Here is a 25,285-nt window from a genome sequence, read left to right as displayed (position 1 = left end):
GCGCGAAAGCGAAGCGTCAGCAACAAATGTTTTATCTGTGCGAAAGCGAAGCGTCAGCAACAAATGTTTTATCTGCGCGAAAGCGAAGCGTCAGCAACAAATGTTTTATCTGCGCGAAAGCGAAGCGGCAGCGGCAAATGTTTTATCTGTGCGAAAGCGAAGCGTCAGCAACAAATGTTTTATCTGCGCGAAAGCGAAGCGTCAGCAACAAATGTTTTATCTGTGCGAAAGCGAAGCGTCAGCAACAAATGTTTTATCTGCGCGAAAGCGAAGCGTCAGCGACAAATGTTTTATCTGTGCGAAAGCGAAGCGTCAGCAACAAATGTTTTATCTGTGCGAAAGCGAAGCGTCAGCAACAATGTTTTATCTGCGCGAAAGCGAAGCGTCAGCAACAAATGTTTTATCTGTGCGAAAGCGAAGCGTCAGCAACAAATGTTTTATCTGTGCGAAAGCGAAGCGTCAGCGACAAATGTTTTATCTGTGCGAAAGCGAAGCGTCAGCGGCAAATGTTTTATCTGTGCGAAAGCGAAGCGTCAGCGACAAATGTTTTATCTGCGCGAAAGCGAAGCGGCAGCGGCAAAGCGCCCAGTCGGAACGGAAATCAACCACACGTTATGGTGATGAGCCTTGAGAGATATAAATAATGTAAGGGATGGAGACGGAAAGACTGTTCCTTATCGTAAAATTTGTTAAAATGAATAGAGTTTTAATAATTAAAGAACTGGAACGGTGAATCAACGTTGAGAACATTTAAAAAAGTTTATATAGAAATAACGAGTGTCTGTAATTTAGCATGTAGCTTTTGTCCTCCAACGGCTCGTGCAAAGGGACTTATTAAAGTGGAACAATTTAATAAAATATTGGATGAAATACGTCCTCACACGAAATATATTTATTTGCATGTAAAAGGGGAACCGCTTTTACATCCACGTATTGATCAGCTTCTTGACGCAGCACATGAGAAAGGTTTTAAAGTTAATATTACAACGAATGGTACACTGATTAAAAAGAATCGTGAAAAGATATTAGGGAAACCAGCCTTACGCCAAATTAATTTCTCTTTGCATAGTTTCGATGGTCATGAGGGGTCGGAGAATCGTGAGAAATATTTAGGGGATATATTGGATTTTGTTCGTGCTGCGAGAGAATATAATACGATTATTTCATATCGTTTATGGAATTTACAAAAGGATCATGTATCGGATATTGCAGCGAGAAGAAATAGGGAAACGCTCAATATTTTAGAAAATGAGTATAATCTTGATTATCGCATCGAAGAAACAGTGCAGCCCGGTAAAGGCGTGAAGATTGCTAAAAATATTTATTTAAATCAGGATCATGAATTCAGATGGCCAAGCTTGCTTGAGCCCGAGGATGAAGGAAAAGGCTTTTGCCATGCACTTCGAAGCCAAGCTGCTATTCTTGTGGATGGTACAGTAGTGCCGTGCTGTCTTGATGGTGAGGGCGTTATTAATTTGGGGAATGTGAACGAGAAATCCTTCACTGACATTGTTCAGGGTGAGCGTGCAAACAAAATTGTCGACGGATTTTCACGAAGAGAGGCCGTAGAAGAGCTATGTAGAAAATGCGGCTATCGTCAAAAGTTTGGAATGTAAGGAAAAAATCCATTTGGTTTAGACTAAATGGATTTTTTATATGGACAAAATAAGGGTAAGCCTAATGAAAGAAAAAAGCTCTTCACCAAAAGTTGTGGATGACATTTTTTAAAAAATATATGCCCTGTATAGTAGTTGATTGGAGTGGAGACTGGGCGACTCCTTGGCGATGAGCTAGAAAAAGTAAAAAAGGAATTTGTAGGTAGACGTCAAAACAGCTCCAACGTCATTGACTATTGGAGCTGTTTTTCTTTGATTGTGAATCCATCGTATCTAAAAAATCCTTTGTAATGCGTACTACGTATTTTACCTCGTCTAAATCACGCTCCCTTAATAAGGAGCGATGTATGTCAAGCATGATGTTCTTTTCTTTAATATCAGTAACACCAGATAATTTTTGAAAATTAAAAAGTTCCTCAGGGGCAATGTCTAATGCTTTCATCAGCATTTCTAAAGTGCTCAATGTGATATTAGATTGCCCATGTTCAATATTTGAGATTCGTCCTTTACTAAAACCTAACTTCCCCGTTCTTTCAGCCACTTCTTCTTGACTAAGCCCTTTGGAAACCCTAATAATACGGAGCTGTTCACCTACTAGCTTTAAAAAGTCTGACATATGATTCACCTCTATGTAAAAAGCTAGTGAAAAAAATTAAAAATGCCTATACTATTATAGTGGTATAATAGAGTAAATGTTATTGTAAAATGGTACTATTGTGAATAGGAAGATTTTATTAAGAGAAAAAGTTCGTGGAAAATAGTGTTGATGATTCTTCAGTGGCTTGTTTTGGGTATACATAACTAAGTTAAAGAATGGAGGATTCAGGCATGGTAAAGCGTTATCGATTAGATGAAGTTGCTAAAATAAAAGAGGGAAAAATAGTACCGAGGGAGGAGTATTTTACAAATGTCGGATTGCCCTTAGTGACAGCAGAATATTTAAAACAGTTAATGCTAAATGGTGATATTGAACAAGTACCAAAGGTTAATATGGTATTTAATAAATGTTTAAAGTGTGCACCAGTACCAGCTAAAACGATCATTCTTACGAGAGCTCATTTGAAGGAAACGAATAAATATATATATCAATGTGAAAATGAAGTATGTATTGCAAATGATGTCGTGGCTATTATGCCAAATGAAACGATTATCTTAAGTGATTATTTATTGCATTTTCTCAGTTGGTATCCAATCAAAGAATGGCATCATTTGTATCATATACTTATTGATATTCCGATGATTGATATCCAACATAAAGTGGTACAGCTTTTAAATACGATACAGCTTTTATTAAAAAATAAAGAATCATTGATAACCGCAGTAGAAGGACTACCACAGCATTTTGACAAATTTTCTAGGCAAATAGAAAATCACTCGCAACATTTACAGCATGGATTAAATCAGGTTCATTATTTTTACGATGTTATGCTTCATAAAATATTTAAGGGAGAGCTTTACAAAGAAATGCACGGGTCTGAACTTTAAAAAAAATGGAGTAATCCGAAAGTAAAAACTAATTTCTTTGATAAATCTGTAACAATTGGGCTTTTAAGGGCAGTTAATGTTTATAAAATGAATTTAGTCGGTGCAAAAGGGGAAAAGAACCTTCACACCGACTTTTTTAAATATCGATAATTATAGGTAAAATCATTGGTTTTCTTTTTGTTTGTGTAAATAGATATTGACCGACTGCTCTTTTGATTTCTCTTTTTAAGACATGGATTGGCTGCTTACTTTCTTCCTGAAGTTCATTAATTGTTTCTTTGACGAGAATATTTACTTTCTTTAACAGCTCCTCAAAGTCTTTGGCATAAACAAAGCCTCGCGAAATTGTATCTGGTTCTGAAATAAAGGCACCATCTACCTTATTAAGTGTTATAACGATAACAAGCATACCGTCTTCTGACAGCTGTTTGCGATCTCGTAAGACAATTCCTTCGACTTCACCAATACCGATACCATCGACATACGTATCACCTGAAGGAATTTTACGCGTTTGCCTAGCCATTGCATTTTCAATATCAACAACATCCCCGTTTTTCATAATAAACGTATGCCCTCTTTTGACACCGACGGACTCAGCTAGCAAACGATGCTGATGTAACATACGGAATTCACCATGAATCGGAATGAAAAATTTGGGCTTCATGAGCGTCAGCATTAGTTTTAAATCTTCCTGGTGGCCATGACCTGAAACGTGCATACCTGTATGACTAGAAGAGCCATAAATAACCTTCGCACCTAACTGGAACAAATTATCGACGATCCGTGAAACACCCTTCTCATTCCCTGGAATAGGGGATGAGGCTAAAATAACTGTGTCATCAGGCAAAATTTTTACTTCACGATGATTCCCATTTGCCAAACGAGAGAGTGCAGCTAATGGCTCACCCTGACTACCCGTACATAATACAACCACTTCTTCAGGTGGAAGATATTTAACCTCACGAGCATCAATCAACAGATCTTCCGGAACGTCTAAATATCCTCGCTCAAGTGCCACATCTACAACATTCACCATACTACGTCCAAGCAATGCAAGCTTTCTATTTGTAGCAATCGTAGCATTTACAATTTGCTGTACGCGATTAACATTAGAAGCGAAAGTAGAGATAACGATTTTACGCTCGGCATGTAAAAATGCATCTTCAATATGATGACCGACAAGCTTCTCTGAAGGAGTTAATCCAGGTCGTTCGGCATTCGTACTTTCAGAAATAAGTACTAGCACGCCTTCTGATCCTATATCAGACATCTTATGAATATCTGCAAACTGATTATTGACAGGCGTTAAATCAAATTTAAAATCGCCAGTGTGGACTACATTTCCTTCAGGTGTATTAATAACGATTCCTAAGCAATCAGGTATACTATGGTTTGTTCTAAAGAAACTAACATCAACTTGTCCGAAATTTAATGATGAATCGGAATGAATTTCTATTAAATCGGTCTCTCGTAAAAGCTTATGCTCTTTTAGCTTTAACTCGATTAAGCCAAGCGTAAAACGTGTCGCATAAATAGGAACATTTATCTTTTTTAGGAGATAAGGAATACCACCAATATGGTCCTCATGTCCATGTGTCACGATTAATGCTCTAATCTTTTCTTTATTTTCTTGTAGGTACGTAATATCAGGAATTATTAAATCGATACCTAGTAAGCTTTCGTCTGGAAACTTAGCGCCGCAGTCGATAATTAAAATATCATTCCCATACTGTACTACATACATATTCTTGCCAATCTCATTAATGCCACCTAAGGCGAAAATAGATAATATATTGTCTTTCGTGGACAAGCATATTCCCTCCTGATTCTAAATGAAAATTGAATTTGTTGCGTTGCTTCAGCATTATGTAGTATAGCTTTAAGCGTCTCATCCTATACGGAAACTTACTGCCCAAGAAGCATTAACATTAGATAAATCAGCATAATGTACCGATAAAATTAAAAAACATTCCGATAAAATATTAGGAATGTTTTTAGATTCACTTCCGTTGCGGATTTCCTTGTCCATCTTTTCTACGACATGAGGCTATCTTGCAAATAGATAGCCTCTGTTAATTTTAAGGATGGATAAAAACGCCAGTGCCGATTGGAACAATGCGTGCAAGTTCTTCGACATCCTGATTATGCATACGAATACAGCCACGTGAAACTGCATGACCGATAGAGCTAGGATCATTGGTTCCATGAATACCATAATGCTCTTTAGATAAACTCATCCACATTGTCCCAAACGGACCTCCAGGGTTTGGAGCCTTATTAATAATAATAAAATTGCCAATAGGCGTATCGTGTAACATTCTACCAACGGCAATTGGGTATTGTTTTTGAAGAATATTGTCTTTATATAACCGTAGCCAACGATTTTCAGTAGAAATATCAATTTTATAAGGGATTGTATTTGGATCAGGAAACCCAGGTATAACAATTTGTTGTCCGATATAAAGTACATTTGGATTTATCCCTGGATTAGCTGCAATTATGGACGATAATGGTGTTCGGTAATCTCTAGCTATTTGAGACAATGTTTCTCCTGCTTTAACTGTATGGATCACAATCATCACCTCCAAAAAATAGTTGCTTTAATATAGGTTATGCATGACCTATAGAAAATACCGAAAATATTTTTTTGAGGATAGTAACTGCAGTTAGTTGGATATGATAAGCAGTAAACAAACGTCAAATCCAGTAATTGAGGAGCTATTTATAAGTGAAGGAATTTAAAATTACTTATTTCTTTGATGAAATACATTATGTAAGAAGATTTATTCATATCGAATCACAAGAAAAAGCAGAGGCTTTAGTTCGAAGTGAACGAGATCAATATATATCCTTTACAGATAGTAGAGGGATTTATCATGAGTTGCATCCAGGAAATGTTCGGGTCATTCAAATCTCTGAATATCACCGCGTCGATAAAAATGCAAAAACGAAAGCCACATAACCTGTTCAACATTGCTCATACTATGGATAAAGGAGTGTGAAATGATGGACTTAGAAAACGTACCACATGAGAAAAAGGTATTTATGAATTTAGCAAGCAAGAACAAACCAGACATGGTTGACTCAGATACTATTAGTCTTTTCGATTTACATGAAGATATGCAAACGGTAGATGCTATACCGATTAAAGAGCTAAATAAAAAAGTGAAAAGAGAAGGCGATGAATTAATTGAAATGCAGCCTGATGAATTATAGAAGGTAGGGATTATATGACTGAACATAACGAAGATCAGTTTACTTCTGTTGGAACAGATATTGATGAAGTAAAAAGAAAAAATGCAGAAGCTGGTTTATCTTACAATGAAGTAAAAAAACTGCTAGCCCAGAGTGGTGGGGTTGGTACAGCAATATATAGTGATACGAACAAGGAAGAAGTAAAGCAACAGATTCATGGGGAAAAGCAATAAGCTATTGTGGGAGGAGTATAAAATTGAGTACTCCTCTATTGTTACTTTACAATGTAGAAATGTAGGGAGGTGTAAGAATGGAGGGAAATTGTTGTCCGTTATGTGGGCAAGAAAATCATTGTGGAGTAGCAAAAGGGCAAAATGATTGCTGGTGTATGACAGAAAGTTTTCCTGAGAGAATTTTTGACGCAGTGCCTCAAGAGCATAATAAATGTATATGTCAAAAATGCTTGGATACATATAAAGAAGAATAGTTCGTTTTTGTGGCAAAAGCACATTGCCAACCATAAAATACTTCTATCAAAAACGATGGGGGATAAATGATCATCAGTTGGTACAATTGTCTACCACACTACAACCGATCAGGCATACATTACTCTGAAAGGAGTGTGTCTAATGACTAAACCAATTGAACTCAGTAATGTTACAAAGGCTTATTTAGCGGAATACCAAAGGATTCTCGATAAAATGATTCAGGGCATGACCTATGTGACCCTTACCTGTAGCATTTCAGAAAATTTTATTAAGCAAATTTTACCGCATCAAGTAGCTGCTATTAAAATGTCAGAAAATGTTTTGCGATACACAACAAATATACCTGTACAAAATCTTGCATTAGAAATAATAGATACAAGTGCAGAGATTGTTGAATGTCTAGAAGCGATACAAAATAGATGCTGTATCGTGCAAAATTCAGAATATGAATTATACGAATATATGTGCGCCTATAAAGAAATTACGGAAGCTATGTTCAAGGCAATGAGCTTACCACCAGTTTCTAATAACATTAATATAAACTATCTTCGAGAAATGATTGTTCACCATCAGGGAGGAGTTCGACTAGCGCAAAATGTTTTAAGGTTCTGTATTTGCCAAGAATTAATACCAATCCTGAAAAATATGATTCAAACGATGTGCGATCAAATTTGCGACATGGAAAAATTACTCGATGCTTTACAGGACTGTGAATATTGCTAGTTTGGTGAAAAACGCTAGAGTTGAAGTCGATTTTAGCGTTTTTTTTGTGGATGCGATGATTTACAAAAAGTAGGCGCATCACCATAACGTGTGGTTGATGTCCGTTCCGACTGGGCGCTTTGTAGCTGACGCTGCCGCTTCGCTTTCGCACAAGCAAAGCTTCCTCGGGGCGTCGGGGCAACAAATGTTTTCTGTGCGAAAGCGTAGTGCAAACGCAGCGTCAGCGACAGGAAGTTGGTCACGAAGGCGTTATCACAGGACGTGATGTTTTTAGCCTTCGTTCCTCTGCCTGCTCGCTCCAGGGTCTCATCTGCGACGCTACGGTAAGCAAGGCAGTAGACTTGCGTGAATCTTAAACGCGAACCTTATTGACAGAAGGAACGCACATAAATGTTACTGTTCGTTTATCACTATCATAGAGACACCACTCACGGTGATCGACGACAGAGCCAACATTGATGCCGTAGTGCTTTTCTTGTAATGCGATCGGTTGGCCAAAGCGAATATGAATAGGTAGCTTTTTATTTTGATGATAAATACCTGACTCATGACTATGTCCGAAGAAAAGAAGCGGTTTTTTGAATAGAGGAAATGTAGGTTGCCATGTCACATTCCATTGAAATTGATGTCCATGCATAAGTGTTGCACCATCAATTTCGATTGTTTCAGGTAGTTCTGTAAAACGTTTGATGCCCGTTACATGTGTAATACGCTCCTCTTGATTACCACGAATAGAGGGGAATGTTAGTAGCTTTTCAAAATCATTTTCCACTATTGCAGCTTTTTGTAGCGGTAAATCGGACAGTATTTGTGCCTTTTTTTTACTGACAGTACATTCATATAAATCACCTAATCCTACTATCCTTGCATCTTTCGCAGTTTGCTGAATATGGGCTAAAACTGCCTTCGTATCTTCTATATTAGAATGTAAATCTCCTAAAAGTGCATACAGCATTTTAACCATGCCTTTCCTAAAAATATGTACAACTATCATACACCTAACAGAACTTAATAGAAACGTAAAATGTCTGGTTCATCACCATAACGTGTGGTTGATCTCCATTCCGACTGGTGCTTAACAAAATGTTATCTCTAACTTTCTGTGATGAGACTCATATTTTTCTTATGTGTAGAAAAATTGCTAACTTTTTCATAGCTTGATAAAATGTAAGTATAATTTTCTGAATTTTCATATTATCGTAACGGTTATTCTTTTATGGAGATTCTACGCAATATGAGGGTTATGCATATTAAAAATTGGGGGGCTTTTGATGACGATGTTAATGACAGAAATTGTTCAAAACTACGCTAAACAACAACCACAAGGAATTGCAACGTTATACGATGGCAAAAAGATGAGCTATAGTGATTTTTATAAATGTGCAGAAAAGTTTGCAGCATACTTACAAGAGCAGGACTATGAAAAAGATGATGTGATTGCACTATATACGCTTAATTCAGATTTATTTTTAATCGCTTATATTGGTGTTCAATTAGCTGGATTTGTGGTGATGCCAATTAATACAAAATTAGCTGCCCCAGAGGTCGAATTTATTTTTAACCATTCAGAAGCTAAAGGTCTTATTTATGATGAAAGATTAGAAGAGATACTCGCAGATAGTTCATATCCATTTCAACATATTGTAGGGTTTAAAGAAATGAAAGAAGTTATTAAGAACTATACAGGTCAAAGGAAAGTTGTCAATTTGGAGCCTCATGATACAGCGGTTGTTATGTATACTTCTGGTACGACTGGTAAACCAAAAGGCGTTATGTTAACACATCAAAATATTGTATCCTCAGCGGAAATATGGTCGTTATCTATGAATATGACCAACGAGGATAGAATGTTTATTTGTACGCCTTTATTTCATTGTGCAGGGCTTCATGTATTTGCGATGCCGATGTTTTATAAAGGCGGTACTATTGTTATTGAAGAGGCTTTTTCTCCGACAAAGACATTAGAACAGCTTGCCACAACAGCAGCGACAATATTCTTTGGTGTTCCGTCTATGTATACAATCATTTTAAATACACCTGACTTTAAGGAACATACATTTGAAAATTTACGTTTATTAGGTTATGGGGCAGCACCGATGCCATATGAACTTGTTAAGCAAGTGAAAGAGTCATTCCCTAATGTGAAAGTACAAAACCTATATGGACAGACCGAAAATTCTCCTGCCGCTACTTCCCTTTTAGATGGCGATGCATTGACAAAGATTGGATCAGTCGGAAAACCATTAGCACAGACAGAAGTCCGTGTTGTCGATAGCTTTGGTGAAGCTGTACCAGCAGGTGGAGTAGGAGAAATTTGTGTCAGAGGACCACAGGTGATGAAAGGCTATTTACGTAATCCTGAAGAAACAGCGAGAACAATTAAAGATGGCTGGCTCTATTCAGGAGATTTAGGACGTTTTGATGAAGAAGGCTATCTCTATATTGTCGATCGTAAAAAAGATATGATCATTCGTGGTGGCGAAAATATCTACCCTATCGAGGTAGAAGAGGTTTTATATCAACTGCCAGAAATTTTTGAAGCTGCAGTTGTAGGTTTACCACATGAAGTATATGGTGAGGTTCCGAAAGCATTTGTCGTTTTAAAGGAAGGAAAGTCCCTTGATGAAGAGGCGATATTGGCTTATTGTCGGACTCGGCTGGCGAAATATAAAGTGCCACATGAAATTGAATTTTTAGAAGAATTGCCACGTAATGCTTCTGGTAAAGTGTTAAAGCATACATTGCGTCCAAAAGTAAGTACGCTCTAAATTGAGCATGTAAAATGTGAAACTCGAAAGTAGCAAAATCAGTAATACCTGGATTGCTCATCTGCTGAATGAGGGCTAAAACCTGAGTCGTTTTTTTACATGTAAAGGGCGAACCAAGTTAAAATAGGAACGTCTATGAAACTAGCGTATAATAGAGTCTACGACAAATTGAAATAATAGAAGTGAAGTGATTATCTTCAAACTGGATAGGAGCGGAATTTGTCTTGTGGACGAGGAATAAACGCCTTTTACTAATAGGTCTTATGATAACAATGCTACTTTCGAGCTGCAATCAGTTTTCTCAGCAAGAAAGGCAAAAAAATGAATTAACTGTATTAACGGTAGAGTTTAATAGTGGTGCACCGATTCCTAACCTTTACGTAACTGCCACAGATGTAGAGACAGGTGAAATCGTTGAGGATGTGGTTGGCTCTGATGAGGGAGAAGCGAAATTTTCGAAACTGAAAGAAGGACGGGAATATGCTATTGCTGCAACTACGCTTGGAAATAGTAAGAAAAACGATGGCTATACGACAATCGAACATTTTACGTATGATTCAACAAAGCCATATTATCGATTGCAAACACATTTTTCAAGGGACGAGCAGGAGCTGGGTGTCCCAGTTGTTATGCAAAATCCTGAACTACCACATGGCTGTGAAATAACATCGTTAACAGCTGTCTTAAATTATTATGGAATGAATGTTACAAAGCTTGAAATGGCTGATAAGTATTTACCAAAGCAAGATATACGTACTGTAGGAGGACAACGCGTTGGTCCAAATCCAGACCAGGCTTTTGCAGGGAATCCGAGTAATAAAGATGAGGGTATGTATGTCTTTGCAGCTCCGATTGTAAAAGCGGCAGAAGCAGTAATGGCAGATAAAAAGGCAGATTTACGTGTCACAAATATGACTGGTGCTTCACAGGAAGAAATATTACAGCTTGTCCGTGAGGGGGTACCCGTTGTGACATGGGTGACATTAGATTTATCAACACCCAAAACAAGCTCAACTAAGGGCTGGATTTATGAAGGTGAAACGGAATCGCGTAAAGCGTATATGAACTTACATGCTGTTGTCTTAACAGGGCATTTAGGCGATAAAGTAGTTGTTATGGACCCATTAAAAGGCTATGTCACGTATAATGTGGATCAATTTTTTAAAAGCTATCAAGAGTTAGGTAAACAAGCTGTAGCAGTTCATAAATAGATTCAAGGGAGTTATCAGGAGTACAAGGAAAGTATGTTACACTAATAAAAAAGGCTCATCACCAAAAGTTAGGGAAGATAATTATTTAAATGTATACCGTGTACAGTGAAGGCTAGGTGCCCCCAAGAAAGCGCCTAGTCGGATCGGAAATCAACCCCACGTTATGGTGATCAGCCTAAAAAAAGCTAAAGTGAGTTGAGCAGAATGGCCATTGAGCACGCTTTTTTACCGGTTTTATTAGGAGATGAAATGAATGCTTACGGCATGGCAAGAGCATTTTACGAGTCATATGGAGTTAAACCACTAGCATTAAACCATACTAATATGGAGAAAATACAACAGAGTGACTTATTAACATTCCGTGAAGTACAAAGGCTTCATATTGATGAAAGATTTGTAGTTGCTTTAAAGGCAATTGCGGAGGAATTTGCAGATAAAAAACTACTGTTATTAGCCTGTGATGAATTTTATGTGAAGAAAATTGTCCAACATAAAGAGGAACTAGCTAAATATTTTGTAGTTCCATATGTTGATGCCAAACTTGCGAATCAGCTATTAACACGTGAGAGTATGTATGAACTTTGTGCGGATTTTGGTTTTCAATATCCAGCGATGCATGTTTGCACAGTGAATGATTATGAGGAATTTGATATACCTTTTGATTATCCGGTTGTCATTAAGCCTTTGAATATGACAAAGTATGCGTCATGTATTTTCCCTGATAAGAAAAATGTGTATATTGCACGCGATCATGAGGAAAAGGATGCCATTTTCTATGCGATTTATAAAGAATCGGCATACCGAGATGACTTAATGATCCAGCAATATATTCCTGGAGAAGATGCGAAGATGCGTGTCGTAAATGCTTATGTTGGACAAGATGGTAAGGCAAAGCTACTTTCCATGGGTAACCCGATTTTAGAGGAGCATTCTCCAGAAGGTATTGGACGCTATGTAGCAATTATGACGACATATGATAAGGATTTAATGGATTGTGTGAAATCGTTTCTGGAGGAAATACAGTTCCAGGGATTTGCTACGTTGGATATGAAGTATGATGAACGTGATGGTCAATATAAATTATTTAGTATTGAATTACATAATGAGCTTTCGAATTATTATGTGACAGCAAGTGGCTATAACTTAATGCAATATGTTGCCGATGATTTCATTCGCGGTAGCAAGCAACAGCTAACATATGTGCAGAACAAGCATCTTTGGACAATTGTGCCAAACGGTGTACTCTTTAAATATGTACAAAATGAACAACTGGTGATAGAAGCAAAAAGTCTTATTCGCCAAGGACTTGCAACAGATTCTATTTTTAATTATAAGGATATGAATGCCAAACGTTGGTTGAATGTAACGATCGATAATTTAAGCTTTTATCGCAAATATAAGAAATATTTTAACAACAAAGGTCTGTCTAACTCATGAAAAAACAAACTTTAGGTATAATTGGTGGCGTTGGTCCACTTGCAACAATGTTTATTGGTGAAATGATTGTAAGACGTACGAAGGCAACGAAGGATCAGGAGCATCTACATACAATTATTGATAATGATACGAATATCCCTGATCGTACTGCCTTTATTTTAGATAATACAAAGGAAAATCCAGTTCCAGTGATAGTCGCAGATGCTAAAAAGCTTGCTTCTGTTGGAGCAGATATGATTGCTATTCCGTGCAATACGGCACATACCTTTTATGATGATATCGTTGAAGGCTCCCCAGTTCCCGTTTTGCATATGATTCGTGAAACGGCAAAGCGTGCCTATGACTTAGGGGCAGAGCGTGTCGGCATTTTAGCGACAACAGGTACATTAACTTCACGCATGTATCAAGATGCGTTAGAGGAATTTGGTATAACACCAGTTGTCCCAGACGATACTATGAAAGAAAAAGTCATGTCTATTATTTACGATTACGTAAAGGCTGGAAAGGATGTCTCTAAGGAGGATTGGCAGCCAATAGAAGAGGCGATGCTTGCACTTAATTGCGATCGTATCGTGTTAGGATGTACAGAATTATCTATCGTCAATCGGGATTTAAAGTTAAGTGATAAATATATTGACTCATTAATTGTTTTAGCAGAACGCGCTATTTTAGCATGTGGCTATGACATAGTAGGTTAACAATTGAATGATTCAAATAAAATCTGCTCGCTTTTCGCGGGTAAGCCTCTAGCCTTTAAGACAGCTCAAGTGAAAGGGTTTTAGAGCTTACAAATACCGTGTATAAGTGAGTAGATTTATTTGTTGAAAGAATTTTTATTGAAACGATTAAACAATGGTTTACGTACATATGAAGTAGGAAAATGATTAGTGTGTTAAACTAGTGTCAAGCAGATAGAAGGTGGGAAATTACATGTCAGTAATAAATTTATTAAATGAAGATTTACAAGCAAAATGGAAATTTGAAGAACCGATGAAAATTCAAGAAGAAATGATTCCAGCAATGCTTGAGGGCAAAGATATTGTAGCTGAATCGCCGACAGGATCGGGGAAGACTTTAGCTTATGTGCTGCCTTTACTAAATAAAGTAAACGGCTCAAAAAAACAAACACAAGGACTTATCGTAGCCCCATCACAGGAGCTAGCAATGCAAATTGTAGAGGTTATCCGTGAATGGACAGCAGGTTCTGATATTACAGTTCAACAACTAATTGGTGGTGCTAACTCTGCACGTCAAATCGAAAAGTTAAAGAAAAAACCGACAATCGTTGTAGGAACACCTGGTCGATTAAATGAGTTAGCGCGTGCTGGAAAATTAAAACTAAAAGAAATTGAAACAGTCATTTTAGATGAGTGTGATCAGTTACTTAGTCGTGAATATCGTGTTGTCGTAAAATCCTTTATCGAAGGTTCAGCATTTGGGCGACAAGTAGTTGTTGTTTCTGCAACAATTACCGAGGAAATTGAACTAGTGGCTAGTCGTATGATGTTCGAGCCAGTACGTTTCAAAATTAAGCCTGAAGATATGTTAAAGGTTGGTAAAGTTGTACACTCTTTCGTGAAAGTGGAGGAGCGAGATAAAACCGATTTCCTACGCCGACTATCGCATACGGAAGGATTACGTGCATTAGCTTTCGTCAACAATATTGATCAATTGCTGATGAAAGAAACGAAATTACAATACCGTTCTGCACCGATTGTGACATTACACTCTGACATGAAAAAAGAAGAACGTAAAAAAGCGTTAGATGCTTTCCGTAAAGGAGAGGCGCGTATTTTAATTGCGACAGATATTGCTGCACGTGGTTTAGATATTGCAGGTTTAACACATGTTATTCATGTTGATGTCCCACGAACAATTGAACAATATTTGCATCGTTCTGGCCGTACAGGCCGTGCTGGAGCAGATGGTGAAGTATTGACGTTATTATCTTATCGTGATGAAAAAACGTATAAAAAATGGACAAGAGAAATTCCTGGCAAGCCTGTGCAAAAAATATGGCACGATAGCAGTCTAGTGGAAGGTAATTCAAAAACAATTGGACAGAAGCGAGGTAAATAATATGACTTTTGAAGAAAAATTACAAGCATACGCAGAGCTTGCAGTAAAAGTTGGTGTCAATATTCAGCCAGGGCAATACTTATTAGTCAATACATCAGTGGATGCACTGGACTTTGCACGTTTAGTTGTGAAAGAGGCTTATAAGGCTGGAGCAGGTCGTGTTCATGTAAACCTTTCAGATGATGAAATGGATCGTGCTTATTTTGAGCATGCATCAGATGAGGAATTTAATCGTTTCCCTGAATGGGTAGTTAAAATGCGTGATGAGCTGATTGAACGTAAAGGGGCGCTATTATGGATTGATGCTGCAGATCCTGATAAATTAACAGGTATTCCAACAGACCGTCTAGCAACACATCAAAAGGTATCAGGAGCTGCACTGAAAAACTATCGCAACGCCGTAATGAAGGATTTAATAGCTTGGTCGATTGTTGCTGTACCTTCTCCAAAATGGGCAGCGAAAGTATTCCCGAACTTAGGTGTTGAAGAACAAGTACCAGCACTATGGGAAGCTATTTTTAAAACGGTTCATATCGGTGAAGGGAATGCTGTTGAAAACTGGCGTGAACATGTAAAGAATTTAGAATCTCGTGCAGCCCTACTAAATAGTAAAAAATACGCGAAGCTTCACTATACAGCACCAGGCACTGATTTAACAATTGCGTTAGCACCACAGCATAAATGGCTTACTGGAGGTAGTAAAACGCCAGATGATACGGTCTTTATTGCTAATATGCCAACGGAAGAGGTTTATACGTTACCGCTGAAGCAAGGTGTAAATGGTTATGTCAGCAATTCAAAACCATTAGTTTATCAAGGGAATATTATTGATGGCTTTAAACTGACATTTGAAGAAGGCAAAATTATTAAGGCTGAAGCACAGGTAGGGCATGATTTATTACAGGAGCTTATTCATGTAGATGAAGGTTCTTGCTATTTAGGTGAGGTAGCACTTGTACCGCATGAATCACCAATTTCAGCATCAGAGATTTTATATTTTAACACGTTATTTGATGAAAATGCATCGAACCATTTAGCGATTGGCGAAGCTTATCCAACTTGCTTGGAGGGTGGAAGAGATCTGGAAAATGGACAACTTGAAGCATTAGGGGCAAATATTTCAGTGACACATGAGGACTTTATGATTGGCAATGGTGAAATGGACATTGACGGTATTTTACCAGATGGAACTGTAGAGCCAATTTTCCGCAAAGGTAGCTGGGCATTTTAAGTAAAACAGGAGTTGAGTAGATGAAACGATTACTAAGCTTAATTGGTACAGTTGTACTTACGATGGTATTTGGTGTTTCATCTGCTTTTGCTCAGAGTGAAAACTACCTGTCAATTGGCGATTCATTGGCGGCTGGTCAAACACCTTATCGACAGATTGATACAGGCTATAGTGATTTAATCGCCATGAGATTAGGGATGACTGGGCAATTGAGTTTCTATACGAAAGAGCTCGCTTTCCCAGGTTTCACTACAGCTGATGTTTTGAAACGAGTAAAATCAGAGGAAGCAAGTGATTTATTAGCCAATGCAACGCTTATCACTGTTTCGGCAGGTGCCAATGATTTACTACGTCTCGTACAGGTCAATCCGACTGCGGGCACATTAGCCTTTTCACAACTACAAACAGATTATGCATTAAATGTTGTCAGAAAAAATATGGTAGAGATTTTAGAGGAATTGAAAGTGCGAGCGCCTAAAGCAAAGATCTTTGTAATGGGCTATTATTTTGCCTATCCCAATGTGCACGCTACGCAGAAAGAAGGCACAAATGCACAGCTCATCAAGCTAAATACGATTTTACAGCAACAGGCAGAACATGCTGGTGCAACTTATGTAAACGTGTATGATGCTTTCGGGTTAAACGCGACGAACCTTTTACCTAATATCTCTGATGTACATCCAAATTTTGAAGGCTATCGCCAAATGGCTAATGCATTTTTACATGAATATAGTGGCAGTAATACATTAGCTATTTCTTCAAGTGAATTGCCGAAGCCTAACCCGATATCATTTGAGCAGATTTTAGAGCAGCAAGAGAAGGCTGAGCAGAAACAAGAAAAAGAAAAAGAACAAGAAAAAGAAAAAGAACAAGAAAAAGAAAAAGAACAAGAAAAAGAACAAGAAAAAGAAGAAAAAGAAAAGCCAAGTCCTGCTGCAAGCATCATTCAAGGTTTAACTGGATATGCTGCTTTTATGGAGAAGGTTAGAGCAATTCGGTCATAAAGTATCATCCTTTCAATATTAAATATTTGCAACAGGGCATCGATAATGATGCTCTTTTTTATGTAAATCGATAAAAGTGATGGATAGAATCTCAGTACGACGGATAGAATCGATGAAGTGACGGAAAGAACCTCTGGAACGAGGGAAGGAATCGCCGAAGCGACGGAAGGAACCCTCAGAGCGACGGAAAGAACTGAAGCGACGGAAGGAATTGTCGGAGTGACGGAAAGACCCTACAGAACGACGGAAGGAATCGCCGAAGCGACGGAAGGAACCCTCAGAGCGACGGAAAGAATTGAAGCGACGGAAAGAATTGTCGGAGTGACGGAAAGACCCCACAGAACGACGGAAGGAATCGTCGAAGCGACGGAAGGAACCCTCTGAGCGACGGAAGGAAACGAAGCGACGGAAAGAATTGTCTGTGTGACGGAAAGACCCCACAGAACGACGGAAGGAATCGCCGAAGCGACGGAAGGAACCCTCAGAGCGACGGAAAGAACTGAAGCGACGGAAGGAATTGTCGGAGTGACGGAAAGACCCCACAGAACGACAGTTCCCCCGACACCTCAGTTCCCCACAGTATGGCAAGGAGCCTAATTATAATTTTTAAACTAATAAAAGGAAAAACAATCAATCCATCAGCATGATAAAATGAAATAGACAGGAGGCGCAAAGAATGAAAATATTTCATACAGCAGATTGGCATTTAGGGAAGCTTGTACAAGGCGTATACATGACGGAGGATCAGCATTATATTTTACAGCAATTTATGCAAGCTATTGATGAGGAAAAGCCGGATGTAATCATTATAGCAGGTGATTTATATGACCGTTCGATGCCCCCTATAGAGGCAGTGAATTTACTAAACGATATTGTGGCGGAAATTGTACTTGAGAAGAAAATTCCGGTGTTAGCAGTTGCCGGGAACCACGATAGTGCAGGTCGATTGAACTTTGGCAGTAGTTTAATGAGCGATAGTGGCTTACATATTAAAGGTCAATTTACGAAAGATCATGCACCGATCGTTTTACATGATGCGAATGGTGAAGTACATTTTCATCTCGTACCATATGCAGAACCAGCTTCAGTAAGGACTATTTTAGATGATGATTCTATTCGATCTCATCAAGATGCGATGGAAAAAATAATCGATCATATTGTACAAAGTATGGATACGACAAAGCGTAATGTTTTTGTTGGACATGCCTTTGTAACGAAGTATGGTGAGGAAGAAGCAAATACTAGTGATTCTGAGCGCCCTCTATCAATAGGAGGTTCGGATTGTATAAATGCAGCGTTATTTAAGCCTTTCAACTACACGGCGCTTGGGCATTTACATAAAGCGCATTTTGTATTGAATGACACGATTCGGTATGCTGGCTCTCCATTGAAGTATTCATTATCTGAGCACTTACATGAGAAGGGCTTTTTAATCGTTGAGCTAGATGTACAGGGAGATATCGCTGTAACAAAACGAAAGCTCGTACCGAGACGAAATTTACGTGTGGTAGAGGGGTTAATGGATGACTTATTGAAATTACCACCAAGTGATGATTATGTATTTGTCCGCTTAACAGATACGACGTCAGTAGCTTCGCCGATGGAACGTATCCGGACAGTGTTTCCTCATGCCATGCATGTTGAGCGTAAAGCATTACGCCAAGAAGTTCAACATGAAATTCAAGCGGTTGAGACGGAAAAGGTAGAAGACATCGATTTATTGCGATCATTTTTTAAAGATATAATTGGTGTACAGCCAGATCAAGATACAGAACATCTATTTACAGAGATGCTGCAGGAATTATTAGATGAGGAGCGAGAGACAGTAAAATGAAGCCATTAAAGTTAACGATTACTGCATTCGGTCCATATAAAAACACAGAAGTGATTGATTTTCAACAGCTCGGTGACCATCGTTTATTTGCAATTTCCGGAAAAACAGGTGCGGGGAAAACGACAATTTTTGATGCTATATGCTTTGCACTTTATGGAGCGGGTAGCGGTGAGGATCGTCAGGATACTGCTATGCTACGAAGTGGATTTGCAGATGATGATGTGTATACTGCTGTAGAACTTATCTTTGAAATGCATGGTAAGGTTTATCAAATTTTACGTCAGCCGGGGCATATTAAAGAAAAAAATAAAAGTGTTACTGGAAAGAAAATTGAACTGGCTGAAATTAAAGAAGACAAACTTGATTTTAGTATTGTAGAAAAGCAGCAAACGCTTGAGGTAGATAAAAAGCTACAAGAAATAATAGGCTTAACAAAAGATCAGTTTAGCCAAATTGTGATGCTGCCGCAAGGTGAATTTCGCAAGCTATTAACCTCGGATTCTACAAATAAAGAAGTGATTTTGCGCAAAATTTTTAAAACGGACCGCTTTGGTGCTATGACAAAAAGACTTGATGCGAAACGCAAAGAAGCTGAAAGTGATTTGCTGCGTGCTAAACAATTAAAGGAGCACCTTCTTGGCCAAATTGCAGGGGCTTTACCACAGCGTTCGTCATCTTTATTTACTTGTATTAATAATAATACCGAAAATATGCATCAGCTGAAGAAAGCTCTAGATGAGGAGCAGGTCTACTATACTGAATGTATACAAGTAGAACAGCAGCGCTATAAAGAAGCTTATGCGCATCATCAAAAAGAACAAGAGTATTATAGTATGGCGAAAACACTCAATGAACAATTTGACGAGCAAATCAATCGTCAGAATCGTCTGCAGGCATTGCTACAAGAACAAGAGATATATAGTGCAAAAGAACGTGAAATTGCATTGGCAGAGCAAGCGGAGCGTCTCATCATACTTGAGCAACAATGCATAGACTTACGTGCCGAGCAAAATCGTAAAGAACAATCCTATCAGCAAACAATGATCGAACAGCAAAACGCAGAAGCTCAGTTAAAAATAGCACAAGAGAAATTTACCATTGAAGAGGCGAAAGAGCCTGAACGTCAGCAAGTTTTACAACAGGAATTACAGCTACAAGCATTATTGCCGAAATTTGAGGCCTATGAGAAAAACGTTCAGCAAATGCAAATCGCTGAACAATATGTTGTAACAGCAAAACGAGCCGTAGACGATAATAGTACAATCGTAGAAAAAGAACAAAGGCAATTTCAGCAACTAACAACAACTATGGAGCAATATGAAACACAATTGGAGCCATATGAGGGGTATTTAGAACAGCTACCGAAGCTAAAAGAGCAAGTATCATTACTAGCGCAAGTTGAAAAATACACTAGAGCAGTTGAGACTGCGGAGCACGAAGTAATCATTACTAACGCCCACTATCAGGAAAGTAAGTCGGCTCTTCAACAGCTAGAGCAGCAATGGATTGCAAGTCAGGCAAGTATTTTAGCGCAGCAGCTGAAGGACGGGGAGCCTTGCCCAGTGTGTGGTAGTACAACACATCTTGAAACACATCGCGAACAATTAGAGATTATCGAATTAGCACAAGTAGAAGTTTTACGAGTAAAGGCTGCTACAGATGAGCGCAAGTTTTTAGAGAAAGAAGCTTTATTAAATTCTACAAAGCAACTTTTACAAGAGGCGCAAGAGCAATTAGCGTCTAATGAGATTGATCAAGCGAATCAAGCGCAAATTGTAGCTTCCTTACAAAATATAGAGCAACAAATTACAATTTTAAAAGTAGTGAGCAATCAATTAGCTAATGTACGCATGCAACAAAAGGATTATCGTACACGAATGGAGCAGCTACAAGAAAAGCAAATAAAGCTAGAGCAATATTTAGCTGAAAAGACGAAGGAATTTACAAAGCAACAAGCAATTGTGGAAGAGCAACAAAAGCAAATTCCAGAAAACCTTAAGACGTTACAATCATTAAAGCAGGCGATTGCCGATATAGGTTCACACAAGGTGGCTTTACAAACTGCTTGGCATGCTAGTCAGCAAAATTTACAGTCGGCCAAAGAAGCAACAAATAATGCTAAAATGGCCCTGGAAATAACTAAAGAAGCTTACGAAGAATTAAAACTGAAAATGGATGAAAAGCGTGAGCAATTTTCAGTAAGTATGAAGGAAGCAGGCTTTGAAAGCTACGAAGAGTATGCTGTGGCGAAGCGTAGCGTGTTACAAATAGAGACTTTACGGAAGGTTTGTAGTGATTACGCTCTGCAAATAAATACGTTGCAGGTACAAATTACCGAGGGAGAAAAGCATCTTAAAGGACAAGAGAAACAAGATTTAACGGTAATGGAAGAAAAGTTAGAGATGCTTCGTGTAACATATGAGGAAGCCTTTAAAGTATTGCAACAAATGGAAGGATTTGCGAAGGCTTGTGCAGATTTTATCGAAAAAGTTGAGGAAACCGAACAGGAAATTCGTTTACTTGAAAAAGAGGCAGGACGAGTGAAGGAGCTCTATGCAATGTTAAATGGACAGAATGCGAAAAAGCTGTCCTTTGAGCGTTATATTCAAATCAATTATTTAGATAAAATTACAGAGGCAGCAAACATCCGTCTACACCATTTATCCAATGGCCAATTTGAGCTACGACGTTCAGATCGTTTAGAAAAGCATGCTAAGCAAAGTGGACTTGGACTAGATGTATATGATGCCTATACAGACCAATTACGAGATGTGAAAACATTATCAGGTGGAGAAAAGTTTAATGCATCTTTAAGTCTTGCTCTTGGAATGGCAGATGTCATTCAAAGCTTTCAGGGGAATATCCGCATAGAAACAATGTTTATTGATGAAGGCTTTGGTTCTCTCGATGAAGAAGCATTAAATAAGGCGATTGATACTCTTATTGATTTACAAGATTCTGGACGCATGATTGGTGTCATATCACACGTTGCAGAATTAAAAGCTACAATGCCCGCAGTTCTACATGTCGAAAAAACAATGAATGGTCACAGTCAAACATGGTTTGAAGTGAAGTAGAGGCGTAAAACGATACGCCTCTTTTTTTTGTGTTGAAAAACGAAATGGTTAAGGAAGTCTTTGTGAATGTTGTGGCGCTGTGATTTCCATTCTAGACTACTCGCTTTGCCGAAGATCCATACTTTATTTAACTTCTTTCAGCGGATGTCACGCCTTAATTTCATTGATACAATAGTTTTTCAACAACATAAAAAGAGGCGTAAAACCATACACCTCTTTTTATCCTATAAATCATCAATAATGATGTAGGTCATGTACATAGGGCCGTGAACACCCACAACTAAAATCATTTCAATATCAGCAGAGTTACTAGGTCCGGAAATAAAATTAATGCAAGAAGCGAGAGTTTCACCATTTTGTAGACGCTCTCGAATTTGTACAGCTGCCTGTGTCATTCGAGGTACGATGGAGCTTTTTGGCATTAAAATGATGGATTTTGTAGGTAAGAAACTAACAGTCCGACCGTGATTTGGATTGCTAAAAAGTACAGCTGTACCGGATTCCGCCAGTGTGATATCACTAATTGTAATTCCGATATTTGCTTTCTCTACTAGTGCTATATTGTCTCTGCCAATTGTCGAGTCCCAAGTGTGCAGTTCGATTTGTTTTTTAGGTAATGTATCTGACAACAGCGCTGTCAGACCATAAGCGTCAAATCGTTCATCCTGCCAAGTCATAATGGGACCACCATCATAATCGTCAATAACTTTTTTCAGTGTCGTAGCTAAATCAGCAGCAGATGTCACAATGCAGTTCGTATTGATGCGTGTGCATTGTTTTTGTAAGACGCCCAATAGCTCATCCTGAGATAAGTTTTGTAACGTTTTATGCTGCGGGGTATAGCGCCATTGAGGACGCTCCACATGTGTTGGTATAGTTGAACGTTGAAGTCTAGAAGATAATTGACGAATAAATGTCTCGCGATTTTGAATTGTGCCTACCATCCCTTAATCATCTCCTTTTTGTCGATTTTCGAACCAGTCACGGAAGCGCTCTTTTTTAGGTGCAGGAAATTCACGAATATCTGTCCAATTTTTTAATGGGCCAATGCCTTTTGATAGTTGCTCATTTTTTGTTAATGGTTTTAAAACACTTGATGCAACTTTAGATCCGAATTTATACATACCGCTTGATGAGGAGCCAATACCGAAAATAGACATAAGGAAGCGTTCAGATACTGGAGCACGACCTTCCTTTTCCACAATGGTTTGTCGATGCTTATGAAGTAACTCATGTAGCGGAATTTTTACTGGACAAACATCAGTACAAGCCCCACAAAGTGTTGAAGCAAATGGTAGTTCCTTATATTCATCATATCCACCAAGCAATGGAGATAAGACAGCCCCAACAGGTCCAGAGTAAATAGAACCGTATGAATGACCGCCTACATGACGATAAACAGGGCAAATATTAGCACATGCACCACAACGAATACACTGTAAAATTGCTTGGAATTCACTGCCTAAAATTTCGGATCGCCCATTATCAACAATAACTAAATGAAATTCTTCTGGACCATCTACATCACCCTCTTGACGAGGGCCGCTTAATACAGTTACGTAACTAGGCAGTTTTTGACCTACTGCACTTCTTGTTAGCATATTGACTAGTACTTCTAGCTCTTCAAACGTTGGAACAAGTCTTTCCATACCCATTACTGTAATTTGTGTTTTGGGTAATGCTGTCGATAAATCAGCATTTCCTTCATTTGTTACGATGCAAACAGAGCCAGTTTCGGCAACTGCAAAATTACAGCCCGTAATTCCGATATCTGCAGTTAAATAATCATCACGTAACATTTTTCGTGCGTGTTTTGTTAGTTCCTCGGGACGTTCAGAGCCTTCATAGTGATGATGACGTTGGAAACTTTCCTGTACCTGTTCCTTCTTACGGTGTAAAGCGGGTGCGACAATATGTGAAGGCAAGTCGTTGTCGAGCTGTAAAATGTATTCTCCTAAATCCGTTTCGATGACACGGCAGCCAACATGCTCCTCTAAATAATGATTTAAGTCAATTTCTTCTGTTACCATTGACTTTGATTTTACGATTTTTTTGGCTTGCTTTTTATTAGCGACTTCGGCGATATAGACTTGGGCTTCTTCCGCAGTGGCTGCAAAGAAAACGTGACCACCACGTGCAGCGACCTGTTCACTTAGCTGTGTTAAATAATAATCTAGGTTTGCAAGTACATGCTGACGAATCTCTTCACCTAGTGAACGCCATTCCTCCCAATTACCAAGGTCCTCGGTAGCCAATTGACGATTTGTTTCTAATCGGTCTTGTGCACCTGAAACGGCACTACGCATAAAGGTATTTTGTATGCCTTCTCCAACACGATTATTAAAAGATTCATTGCCGACCTTCATTGGCATTATGCACGCACCTCCGCTTTTCGAGAATTTAAAATTTCAGCTATATGAAGTACTTGTACATGTGCACCTAATCGTTCCGCACGACCGCGAATATTCATTAAACAGCCTTCATCTGCGCCAACTAAATAAGTGGCACCTGTTTCAATAATATGCTGCACCTTTTCATCAACCATTTGTTCAGAAATAGGTGTCATTTTAACCGAGAATGTACCACCGAAACCACAGCAAGTTGTTTTGTTAGGTAGCTCTGTATATGTCAAACCTCTCACATTGTCTAGTAATGTGAAAGGCGCGCTTTTCACACCGAGTAAACGAGTCATATGGCAGGACATATGATAGGTCACATTTCCGTTGAAGCTAGCACCCACGTCTGTAATGCCAAGAACCTCTACGATAAATTGTGTTAATTCATAAGTTTTGTTAGCCAATCTTTTTGCACGAGCCGACCATTGAGCATCGTTTGCAAAAACTTTTTCATATTCGCGGAACATATAAGCACAAGAACCAGAAGGACAGACAATATACTCAGCATCATCAAATGTTGTTATCATGTTTTTCATTGCTTCCTTTGCTTCTTTAACATAGCCGGAGTTGTAGGCAGGTTGCCCGCAGCAAATTTGCCCTTTTGGAAATATGACTTCACAGCCAAGATGTTCTAGAAGTTCTACAGTTGCTTTGCCCACATTTGTTTGAAACATATCTACTAAACATGTTGCGAAAAGTGAGACTTTCATGTTTGTTCATCTCCTACTGTTTAATTAATAT

The 25,285-nt window shown here is 38.5% G+C and carries 26 protein-coding genes; 17 read left to right on the top strand and 9 right to left on the bottom strand.

What is annotated here, in order from left to right:
- Both ACVWXS_RS22220 and ACVWXS_RS22215 read left to right on the top strand, forming a co-directional pair.
- A partial coding sequence (locus tag ACVWXS_RS22220) for a hypothetical protein (RefSeq protein WP_456960180.1) occupies window positions 1-631 on the top strand: 631 nt, incomplete at its 5' end.
- Between the two features lie 109 nt (window positions 632-740).
- Window positions 741-1,616, top strand: coding sequence for a radical SAM/SPASM domain-containing protein (locus ACVWXS_RS22215; RefSeq protein ID WP_456960179.1), 876 nt, complete (start codon window positions 741-743; stop codon window positions 1,614-1,616).
- A gap of 226 nt (window positions 1,617-1,842) precedes the next feature.
- On the opposite strand, the gene ACVWXS_RS22210 is transcribed toward ACVWXS_RS22215, so the two are convergent.
- The gene (locus ACVWXS_RS22210; RefSeq protein WP_368638286.1) at window positions 1,843-2,232 is read right to left on the bottom strand and encodes a helix-turn-helix domain-containing protein; all 390 of its coding nucleotides are present in this window, start codon (window positions 2,230-2,232) and stop codon (window positions 1,843-1,845) included.
- Between the two features lie 212 nt (window positions 2,233-2,444).
- On the opposite strand from ACVWXS_RS22210, the gene ACVWXS_RS22205 reads away from it, so the two are divergent.
- Window positions 2,445-3,101 carry a restriction endonuclease subunit S domain-containing protein gene (locus tag ACVWXS_RS22205; RefSeq protein WP_402988414.1) on the top strand — a complete coding sequence of 219 codons (657 nt, stop codon included), beginning with the start codon at window positions 2,445-2,447 and terminating at the stop codon, window positions 3,099-3,101.
- 136 nt (window positions 3,102-3,237) lie between these two features.
- On the opposite strand, the gene ACVWXS_RS22200 is transcribed toward ACVWXS_RS22205, so the two are convergent.
- A complete protein-coding gene (locus ACVWXS_RS22200; RefSeq protein ID WP_402988411.1) occupies window positions 3,238-4,911 on the bottom strand; it encodes a ribonuclease J in 1,674 nt (557 codons plus the stop codon).
- Between the two features lie 268 nt (window positions 4,912-5,179).
- Window positions 5,180-5,674, bottom strand: coding sequence for a L,D-transpeptidase family protein (locus ACVWXS_RS22195; RefSeq protein ID WP_068986345.1), 495 nt, complete (start codon window positions 5,672-5,674; stop codon window positions 5,180-5,182).
- A 155-nt stretch (window positions 5,675-5,829) separates the two neighbouring features.
- Between ACVWXS_RS22195 and ACVWXS_RS22190 the strand changes: the two genes are divergently transcribed.
- The 5 genes from ACVWXS_RS22190 (at window position 5,830) to ACVWXS_RS22170 (ending at window position 7,507) form a co-directional block, all read left to right on the top strand.
- The gene (locus ACVWXS_RS22190) at window positions 5,830-6,063 is read left to right on the top strand and encodes a hypothetical protein (protein ID WP_423474127.1); all 234 of its coding nucleotides are present in this window, start codon (window positions 5,830-5,832) and stop codon (window positions 6,061-6,063) included.
- Window positions 6,064-6,107: 44 nt separating this feature from the next.
- Window positions 6,108-6,317 (top strand): hypothetical protein, encoded by a 210-nt coding sequence (locus tag ACVWXS_RS22185; protein WP_456960178.1) that lies wholly within the window; start codon window positions 6,108-6,110, stop codon window positions 6,315-6,317.
- A gap of 14 nt (window positions 6,318-6,331) precedes the next feature.
- Window positions 6,332-6,529: a gamma-type small acid-soluble spore protein gene (locus ACVWXS_RS22180; protein WP_456960177.1), complete on the top strand. Its 198-nt coding sequence runs from the start codon at window positions 6,332-6,334 to the stop codon at window positions 6,527-6,529.
- 77 nt (window positions 6,530-6,606) lie between these two features.
- Window positions 6,607-6,783, top strand: coding sequence for a cysteine-rich CWC family protein (locus ACVWXS_RS22175; RefSeq protein ID WP_223554818.1), 177 nt, complete (start codon window positions 6,607-6,609; stop codon window positions 6,781-6,783).
- A gap of 142 nt (window positions 6,784-6,925) precedes the next feature.
- Complete coding sequence (locus ACVWXS_RS22170) at window positions 6,926-7,507, top strand: DUF305 domain-containing protein (protein ID WP_402988397.1); 582 nt, start codon at window positions 6,926-6,928, stop codon at window positions 7,505-7,507.
- Window positions 7,508-7,539: 32 nt separating this feature from the next.
- On the opposite strand, the gene ACVWXS_RS22165 is transcribed toward ACVWXS_RS22170, so the two are convergent.
- Both ACVWXS_RS22165 and ACVWXS_RS22160 read right to left on the bottom strand, forming a co-directional pair.
- Window positions 7,540-7,749, bottom strand: coding sequence for a hypothetical protein (locus tag ACVWXS_RS22165; RefSeq protein WP_456960176.1), 210 nt, complete (start codon window positions 7,747-7,749; stop codon window positions 7,540-7,542).
- A gap of 110 nt (window positions 7,750-7,859) precedes the next feature.
- Window positions 7,860-8,462, bottom strand: a complete 603-nt coding sequence (locus ACVWXS_RS22160; RefSeq protein ID WP_456960181.1) for a metallophosphoesterase family protein — start codon at window positions 8,460-8,462, stop codon at window positions 7,860-7,862.
- 316 nt (window positions 8,463-8,778) lie between these two features.
- Here ACVWXS_RS22160 and ACVWXS_RS22155 point away from each other — a divergent pair, with 316 nt between their 5' ends.
- From ACVWXS_RS22155 to ACVWXS_RS22125, 7 genes are all read left to right on the top strand, one after another.
- Window positions 8,779-10,275, top strand: coding sequence for a class I adenylate-forming enzyme family protein (locus ACVWXS_RS22155; protein WP_456960175.1), 1,497 nt, complete (start codon window positions 8,779-8,781; stop codon window positions 10,273-10,275).
- A 224-nt stretch (window positions 10,276-10,499) separates the two neighbouring features.
- Window positions 10,500-11,486, top strand: a complete 987-nt coding sequence (locus tag ACVWXS_RS22150) for a C39 family peptidase (protein WP_456960174.1) — start codon at window positions 10,500-10,502, stop codon at window positions 11,484-11,486.
- Between the two features lie 204 nt (window positions 11,487-11,690).
- Complete coding sequence (locus ACVWXS_RS22145) at window positions 11,691-12,923, top strand: carboxylate--amine ligase (protein WP_456960173.1); 1,233 nt, start codon at window positions 11,691-11,693, stop codon at window positions 12,921-12,923.
- On the top strand, window positions 12,920-13,621 hold the full coding sequence (gene cuyB, locus ACVWXS_RS22140) for a cysteate racemase (RefSeq protein ID WP_068986337.1): 702 nt from the start codon (window positions 12,920-12,922) through the stop codon (window positions 13,619-13,621). The genes ACVWXS_RS22145 and cuyB overlap by 4 nt, the downstream gene beginning before the upstream one ends.
- A gap of 232 nt (window positions 13,622-13,853) precedes the next feature.
- Window positions 13,854-15,002, top strand: coding sequence for a DEAD/DEAH box helicase (locus tag ACVWXS_RS22135; protein ID WP_374965219.1), 1,149 nt, complete (start codon window positions 13,854-13,856; stop codon window positions 15,000-15,002).
- Between the two features lies 1 nt (window position 15,003).
- The gene (locus ACVWXS_RS22130) at window positions 15,004-16,233 is read left to right on the top strand and encodes an aminopeptidase (protein WP_402988380.1); all 1,230 of its coding nucleotides are present in this window, start codon (window positions 15,004-15,006) and stop codon (window positions 16,231-16,233) included.
- A 20-nt stretch (window positions 16,234-16,253) separates the two neighbouring features.
- Window positions 16,254-17,237 carry an SGNH/GDSL hydrolase family protein gene (locus ACVWXS_RS22125; RefSeq protein WP_456960172.1) on the top strand — a complete coding sequence of 328 codons (984 nt, stop codon included), beginning with the start codon at window positions 16,254-16,256 and terminating at the stop codon, window positions 17,235-17,237.
- Between the two features lie 18 nt (window positions 17,238-17,255).
- On the opposite strand, the gene ACVWXS_RS22120 is transcribed toward ACVWXS_RS22125, so the two are convergent.
- Window positions 17,256-17,780 (bottom strand): hypothetical protein, encoded by a 525-nt coding sequence (locus ACVWXS_RS22120; RefSeq protein WP_456960171.1) that lies wholly within the window; start codon window positions 17,778-17,780, stop codon window positions 17,256-17,258.
- A 133-nt stretch (window positions 17,781-17,913) separates the two neighbouring features.
- Here ACVWXS_RS22120 and ACVWXS_RS22115 point away from each other — a divergent pair, with 133 nt between their 5' ends.
- Together ACVWXS_RS22115 and ACVWXS_RS22110 are read left to right on the top strand one after the other, a co-directional pair.
- Complete coding sequence (locus tag ACVWXS_RS22115; RefSeq protein WP_456960170.1) at window positions 17,914-19,071, top strand: exonuclease SbcCD subunit D; 1,158 nt, start codon at window positions 17,914-17,916, stop codon at window positions 19,069-19,071.
- Window positions 19,068-22,148: an AAA family ATPase gene (locus ACVWXS_RS22110; protein WP_456960169.1), complete on the top strand. Its 3,081-nt coding sequence runs from the start codon at window positions 19,068-19,070 to the stop codon at window positions 22,146-22,148. Before ACVWXS_RS22115 ends, ACVWXS_RS22110 begins: the two co-directional genes overlap by 4 nt.
- Window positions 22,149-22,372: 224 nt before the next feature.
- Here the strand turns inward: ACVWXS_RS22110 and ACVWXS_RS22105 are convergent, their stop codons facing one another.
- From ACVWXS_RS22105 to ACVWXS_RS22095, 3 genes are read right to left on the bottom strand one after another with little or no spacing between them, the layout of a single operon-like run.
- Complete coding sequence (locus ACVWXS_RS22105) at window positions 22,373-23,092, bottom strand: LutC/YkgG family protein (protein ID WP_456960168.1); 720 nt, start codon at window positions 23,090-23,092, stop codon at window positions 22,373-22,375.
- Between the two features lie 3 nt (window positions 23,093-23,095).
- Complete coding sequence (locus ACVWXS_RS22100) at window positions 23,096-24,520, bottom strand: LutB/LldF family L-lactate oxidation iron-sulfur protein (protein ID WP_456960167.1); 1,425 nt, start codon at window positions 24,518-24,520, stop codon at window positions 23,096-23,098.
- Window positions 24,520-25,254 carry a (Fe-S)-binding protein gene (locus ACVWXS_RS22095; RefSeq protein ID WP_456960166.1) on the bottom strand — a complete coding sequence of 245 codons (735 nt, stop codon included), beginning with the start codon at window positions 25,252-25,254 and terminating at the stop codon, window positions 24,520-24,522. Before ACVWXS_RS22095 ends, ACVWXS_RS22100 begins: the two co-directional genes overlap by 1 nt.
- Between the last annotated feature and the right edge of the window lie 31 nt (window positions 25,255-25,285).

The organism is Lysinibacillus sp. TE18511, from assembly GCF_054062295.1.
This window is presented reverse-complemented; position numbering and strand designations above follow the sequence as displayed.